This window comes from Polaromonas sp. P1_E1_2, from assembly GCF_056406035.1.
The window spans coordinates 1-2660 of record NZ_JBFUAZ010000589.1 but is presented as its reverse complement, the minus strand read 5'-3'; the positions used below and the strand labels follow the sequence as shown (position 1 = coordinate 2660).

Sequence of the window (2660 nt, the reverse complement as noted above, 5' to 3'; positions counted from 1 at the left end):
GAGTAACAGGATGATCTTTGTACATCACGCTCTGAGCACGCGTAAGAAAGGGAGTAGACATGGACGCTATTGATTATTCCGACCCCGCAAGTCCATTTAACTTTCCTCTGAATGAATGCTATGTCGCATTTGGCGATGAAAGTATTAATGAACACGGTGCGTTCTACGGATTGGTGCTTATTCCAGAAACTAATGTCGCGAAAACTGAGCGGAGTATTGGGCAGATAAAAATGCGTTATGGAGGTCAGCCTGAACCCCCTATTCATTGCAGTCAATTTTTTTCTCCTGCGGGTCGGTCCAGAACTGAATGGAAAGAACTATCGAACACTGATGCGATTAATTTATGCGCAGACATACTGAAGGCTGTTGCTGAAAGCTCGGCAAAATATCTGATTTCGCATATCCCGGCAGGGGGCTACCCGAAGCGAGTGAGACTTGTCGGAAAGAATGGACATGCAGATTCCGTTCAGGACGTGAATGAACGGTGGATAACGCTACAAGCTTTTCTTGCTGTTGCTTTGTATTTGGATCCGGCAGATATACGAGTCCCAGCCGATCCGGTCACGACCCCGAGTTTTCTAAAAAGAAATATGCCGAATTGGCGAGTACATGCGAGGAGAGTAGATCGAGGATTAAGAGTTAGAAAAATATTTTTGGACAGAGAGCAAGCAAAAATTCGATGGTTCTCAAAAATGCCTAAATGGTCCGTGTTAGCCAAAGATTTGGTTATTGAGGGTCCTATGGGTTCTTCCCATCTACCCATAGAGGTCGCGGGTGATTCAAAACATGCTCTTTTAGAAGTGGCAGATCTATTTGTATATGCCGCTACTAAAAAGGTTCTCGGTGATCTACCGCTGCGTTACGACTTTCCCGCTCGCGACTTAATAGTGCATAAAAGCTCATTCCCCGAAGAGGTGATCTTTGGCGGGGAACAGGAGCCGGCTTTGGCTAAAGATCCAGAAATTGAAATTGCAGTAAGTGGAAAATGCGTCAGATTTTCTGTTTCTTCAAATAGAGATAGCAACTTGCTCCAACTAACGTTGGTTACGGAAAGTGGAAAGACAGCAGTCATTGACTTCAACGGTGACTTCATCACTAGCTTTCAGAATAAAGTGAATATGGCCATTGATACCAATCCGGGCTTGGCCGCTTGGGGCGGAACTAAAAATTCCACAACGGATGCAAAAATCTGAAGACGAGGCTTCGGGATATTGATTCAAGTCGTAATGGCAATCTAATAGGACGAATATGTTCTTTTAGTTGTGATCACTTAAAAAATATTCCGTAACCCCGCTTTACACAAACACTCCCGCGGCTTTGCTGCGCCGACACGTCGCCGGAACACCATGAAGACTCTTCCATCCAAAGGAGTCGATCATGAAATCAAAAGCCATTGTGTGTGCCATTGCCGCAGCGTCGCTGGGCTTTGCCTCGCTCTCGTTTGCGCAAGGCTACGACGGGCGCGGCCAGCGCGGTGAGTCGCCTCGTGTTGAACAGCGCGGGTCTGTCGGTCCCGGTTACAGTCGCGACGATGGTCCCGGCTATGGTCCCGGTCATGGTCGCGCAGACGCCCGTGCAGACGATCGCGGCGGGCGCGGTTTTGACCATCGTGACGACCGCCGTTACGCCCGCAATGACCGCCACTTCGATGGACACGGCCCGCAGTTCTACCGCGGCGGCCGCATCCCGAATGAGTACCGCGGCCGTCAGTATGTGGTGAATGACTGGCGCGGGCATCGCCTCCATGCGCCGCCGCGCGGCCAGCAGTGGGTGCAGGTGGGTGCTGACTATGCGCTCATCGCCATTGCCACCGGTGTGATCGCGCAGCTGGTGCTGAACTGAGCTTTCGGTACGGCGCCGGGAAATACATACCCGGCGCCTTCCTGAAGTCCATGGCGAAAAGAAACCCCCTTGTGTGGTGCTGCCGTCAGGCTGCAATCGCAGCGGGGGCTTTGTGCATCAGGCGGCTGCGAATGTCAGTGAGCGCCAGAACCTGCGCACCCTGCGCATCAAAATTACCCGGCGAAAGCCAGCTGTCGAAGGCCTTCTTCAGTAGCGGCCATTCACCGTCGATGGTGGAAAACCAGGCGGTGTCGCGCGTTCTGTTCTTGTAGACGAGGAGCTGCCGGAAAACGCCTTCGAAGCTGAAACCGAGCCTGGCGGCCGCGCTGCGCGACGGCGCGTTGAGGCTGTCGCATTTCCACTCGTAGCGGCGGTAGCCGAGTGTTTCGAAGACCAGCTTCATCAGCAGGTACTGGGCCTCGGTGGAAGCGCGGCTGCGCTGCAGCAGTGGCGAGAAGATCACGTGCCCGACCTCGATGACACCGTTGGCGGTGTCCACGCGCATCAGCGACAGCGTCCCGACCGCGCGCTGGGTGCCGGCGTCCATGACCGTGTAATGCAAAGGGTCGGCGCTGGCCGCGTTGCGCTCGAGGTAGGCGTCGAAATCGCTGCGCGCGGTAAACGGCTCGGGGGCGAGGTAGGTCCAGGCCCGGCCATCGGGCGCGGCGGCGTAGGCGGCGAACAGGTCGTCGCCATGGCGCCTGGCGTCCAGCGGTTCGAGGCGGCAATACCGGCCTTCGAGTGTGATGCGCGGCGGCCTTTGCCTTTCCGTCCAGCCCAGCATGGCTTCGCCAATGGGTTGCCCGTAGGTGTTTGTG

Annotated in this window: 2 protein-coding genes and 1 pseudogene; 2 read left to right on the top strand and 1 reads right to left on the bottom strand. The window is 54.7% G+C overall.

Translation table 11 applies throughout. The features are described from left to right. Window positions 1–59: 59 nt before the first annotated feature. Together AC1D1P_RS20360 and AC1D1P_RS20355 are read left to right on the top strand one after the other, a co-directional pair. Window positions 60–1193, top strand: coding sequence for a hypothetical protein (locus tag AC1D1P_RS20360; RefSeq protein ID WP_477674211.1), 1134 nt, complete (start codon window positions 60–62; stop codon window positions 1191–1193). A 184-nt stretch (window positions 1194–1377) separates the two neighbouring features. After that, on the top strand, window positions 1378–1842 hold the full coding sequence (locus AC1D1P_RS20355) for an RcnB family protein (protein ID WP_477674210.1): 465 nt from the start codon (window positions 1378–1380) through the stop codon (window positions 1840–1842). A 127-nt stretch (window positions 1843–1969) separates the two neighbouring features. Here AC1D1P_RS20355 and AC1D1P_RS20350 read toward each other — a convergent pair. Next, window positions 1970–2660: pseudogene (locus tag AC1D1P_RS20350) on the bottom strand (GNAT family N-acetyltransferase); the annotation flags it as partial.